This window comes from Xanthomonas populi (assembly GCF_002940065.1).
GTDB lineage: Bacteria > Pseudomonadota > Gammaproteobacteria > Xanthomonadales > Xanthomonadaceae > Xanthomonas > Xanthomonas populi.
Genome location: NZ_MDEJ01000178.1, coordinates 1 through 2,500 on the forward strand (window position 1 = coordinate 1; position 2,500 = coordinate 2,500).

General features: G+C 55.7%; 2 rRNA genes and 1 pseudogene (1 of these 3 cut by a window edge). All 3 read right to left on the bottom strand.

Features of this window, described 5'->3' with window-relative positions:
- Positions 1-87: 87 nt before the first annotated feature.
- Positions 88-300, bottom strand: a pseudogene (locus tag XpopCFBP1817_RS18755) (transposase); the annotation flags it as partial.
- 244 nt (positions 301-544) lie between these two features.
- Positions 545-659, bottom strand: a 5S ribosomal RNA gene (gene rrf, locus XpopCFBP1817_RS18760).
- Positions 660-831: 172 nt separating this feature from the next.
- Positions 832-2,500: ribosomal RNA gene (locus XpopCFBP1817_RS18765) — 23S ribosomal RNA — on the bottom strand; it runs 1,213 nt beyond the window's last position.

Below are 2,500 nucleotides of genomic sequence, written 5' to 3' on the forward strand. Positions count from 1 at the left end.
CCGCCGATGCCGCGATTGGCGAAGTGTCACGCTGCTCCATGCTTCCTTTTCCAAACCCGGGATACAAGGCCGCGGCCATCAAGTAGGCGGCAGTTTGGTGCCTTCGAACATCGTGCCTGCAATCAAGCTGGTCTGATGCCGGCCCGCGCTGCATTGGGAGTAGATCGCAGCACCCCGCTTGAAACGCGACCGCACCCGTCCGGCGCAGACAGGGCAACGAAAGCCTTGCGGCCAGCGCCACGTGTAGAGCGCGCGATAGCACGTGGCTTCGGTGCCGTAGGACGCGAAGAACTCAGGCATCGATCATCCCGCCTGGAACTGCACGGCATTGCTGCGCATCACGTCACCGCGTTGGCTTCAGGTGAGAGCAGCATCCACAAAGCGCGGCGCAGATCCTGCGACTGGCGGCTGAAGGTCAGGGCTAATCAGGTGCCGCGTTGCCTGCACTCGCGCATCTTGGCGCCTTTGTAGGAACCAGTAGCGTCTTAAATTCCGCCCAAAAAGAAACCCCCCATCCTGTTGGATGGAGGGATTCGGGTAAAGCCCCTGGCGATGACCTACTCTCGCATGGCTTGAGCCACACTACCATCGGCGCAGCTGCGTTTCACTTCCGAGTTCGGTATGGGATCGGGTGGTTCCACAGCGCTAATTTCACCAGGGAGACGGCTGGAGCGTCGCCAGTTGGGCTTTTCGACAAACGCGAACACAAGAATGTGCAAGCGTTTGCAGAAGAAGCACCTACGGCGCTCAGTCTCGCATAGTTAACTTGTGACGTAGCTTGCGTTTGCGGATCTACCAACGTTCGTTGTGACCAAGGCAACTTGAGGTTATATGGTCAAGCCGCACGGATCATTAGTATCAGTTAGCTCAATACATTGCTGTACTTACACACCTGACCTATCAACCACATAGTCTATATGGTTCCTTTAGGGGGCTTGTGCCCCGGGAAGTCTCATCTTGAGGCGCGCTTCCCGCTTAGATGCTTTCAGCGGTTATCGCTTCCGAACATAGCTACCCGGCAATGCCACTGGCGTGACAACCGGAACACCAGAGGTTCGTCCACTCCGGTCCTCTCGTACTAGGAGCAGCCCCTCTCAAACTTCCAACGCCCATGGCAGATAGGGACCGAACTGTCTCACGACGTTCTGAACCCAGCTCGCGTACCACTTTAAATGGCGAACAGCCATACCCTTGGGACCGACTACAGCCCCAGGATGTGATGAGCCGACATCGAGGTGCCAAACACCGCCGTCGATATGAACTCTTGGGCGGTATCAGCCTGTTATCCCCGGAGTACCTTTTATCCGTTGAGCGATGGCCCTTCCATACAGAACCACCGGATCACTAAGACCTACTTTCGTACCTGCTTGATCCGTCGATCTTGCAGTCAAGCACGCTTATGCCTTTGCACACAGTGCGCGATGTCCGACCGCGCTGAGCGTACCTTCGTGCTCCTCCGTTACTCTTTAGGAGGAGACCGCCCCAGTCAAACTACCCACCATACACGGTCCCTGATCCGGATAACGGATCTAGGTTAGAACGTCAAGCACGACAGGGTGGTATTTCAAGGATGGCTCCACTGCAGCTAGCGCAACAGTATCATAGCCTCCCACCTATCCTACACAGACGAACTCAACGTTCAGTGTAAAGCTATAGTAAAGGTTCACGGGGTCTTTCCGTCTTGCCACGGGGACGCTGCATCTTCACAGCGATTTCAATTTCACTGAGTCTCGGGTGGAGACAGCGCCGCTGTCGTTACGCCATTCGTGCAGGTCGGAACTTACCCGACAAGGAATTTCGCTACCTTAGGACCGTTATAGTTACGGCCGCCGTTTACTGGGGCTTCGATCAAGAGCTTCGCCTTGCGGCTGACCCCATCAATTAACCTTCCAGCACCGGGCAGGCGTCACACCCTATACGTCCACTTTCGTGTTTGCAGAGTGCTGTGTTTTTGATAAACAGTCGCAGCGGCCTGGTTTCTGCGACCCTCTTCAGCTATAGCTCGCATGAGCCACCAAAAAGGGTGCACCTTCTCCCGAAGTTACGGTGCCATGTTGCCTAGTTCCTTCACCCGAGTTCTCTCAAGCGCCTGAGAATTCTCATCCTACCCACCTGTGTCGGTTTACGGTACGGTCTTCGTGAGCTGAAGCTTAGGAGCTTTTCCTGGAAGCGTGGTATCAGTGACTTCGCCATAAAGGCTCGTCTCGGTGCTCGGTCTTAAAGGATCCCGGATTTGCCAAAGATCCAAACCTACCGCCTTTCCCCGGGACAACCAACGCCCGGTACACCTAACCTTCTCCGTCCCTCCATCGCACTCACGCGAGGTGCAGGAATATTAACCTGCTTCCCATCGACTACGGCTTTCGCCCTCGCCTTAGGGACCGACTAACCCTGCGTCGATTAACGTTGCGCAAGGAAACCTTGGGCTTTCGGCGTGCGGGCTTTTCACCCGCATTATCGTTACTCATGTCAGCATTCGCACTTCCGATACCTCCAGCGG